The organism is Leisingera sp. MMG026 (assembly GCF_021654205.1).
Classification (GTDB): Bacteria; Pseudomonadota; Alphaproteobacteria; order Rhodobacterales; family Rhodobacteraceae; genus Leisingera.
Genome location: NZ_JAKFZM010000124.1, coordinates 1 through 1,089 on the forward strand (window position 1 = coordinate 1; position 1,089 = coordinate 1,089).

Below are 1,089 nucleotides of genomic sequence, written 5' to 3' on the forward strand. Positions count from 1 at the left end.
GCATCGCGTCCGGCAAGCCTGTGCAAAACGGCTTCGTGGAAAGATTCAAAGGCCGTCTTCGCCTGGAGTGCCACCTGTAATCGGGGGCTGTTGGTCAAGTGTGATCGGCTTCGGTTCCGTCATGGGGTCATGCTTCTGTCCGCGGCCGGCCCGTCGCAGGGCGCGCCGTATGTTGGCGGTCGAAGGTGAGGCGGACCATGCTAAACGGCGGGCTTGCGAGATTGCGCGCAGAAGCAGCGCCAGGCATACGTGCGGCCTTCGCCTCATCCCCGTCCCTGACGGGACCCTTGCCAAAGCCCTGGGCGAACTGGCGCCAGGGCTTCGGCGTCAGATCATGCAGCGGCTCCCCAGCGGAAAGGGGCGCCGTCGTGCCACATGCGATGCATTACGACGGCGAGCTTGCGCGCCACCGCAATCTTCGCCTTCTTCAGACTGCTCCGCTTTGCGATCCTCAAGCCCCAGGCCCGGATCGACGTCCATTGGCGCGAGCGGGTGAGCATGACGTGGGCCGCAGTGAAGAGCGCCGTGCGAGTGAAGGCATCGCCGGACCGGCTGATGCGCCCCCTCACGCCGGTCTCTCCAGACTGGTATTGTCTCGGTGTCTGGCCAAGGTGAGCGCCGACATCACTCGAGCGCCGGAAGCGCCCCGGGTCGTCGATCGTCGCCTTGAAGGCCAGTGCCGTGACCGGGCCAGTGCCGTGACCGGGCCAACTCCGGGGATGATCATGAACCGGCGGCAGAGTTCGTCGTTGGCGGTGAGACGCAAAAGCGCCCTGTGGAGTTCGGCAAGTTGCGCCTGCATCCCGGTGCACCGGCGAAGCAATGCGGACATACAGAGCTCGAGGTTCGGGCGCCCCTCCACAAGTTCACGCACCCGGGCCTCGAAGTCCCCCGCCGCGATACGGCCGGCCTTCAGCCCGAATGGAGGCAGAAGTCCACGGATCTCGTTCTCGTGGTCGTGCAGCTTGTTGACGAAAAACTCGCGCGACATCAGGAGCCTGCGCATCTCCTGGCTCACCGTCGACTGCACGTGGACAGGCTTGAACCAGCCCGAGCGGATGAATTGCGCCAGAGACCGGGCGTCATTGC

The 1,089-nt window shown here is 65.1% G+C and carries 1 pseudogene; it reads right to left on the bottom strand.

Annotated elements, in window-relative coordinates:
- Positions 1 to 565 precede the first annotated feature (565 nt).
- Positions 566 to 1,089: pseudogene (locus tag L1069_RS23725) on the bottom strand (hypothetical protein); the annotation flags it as partial.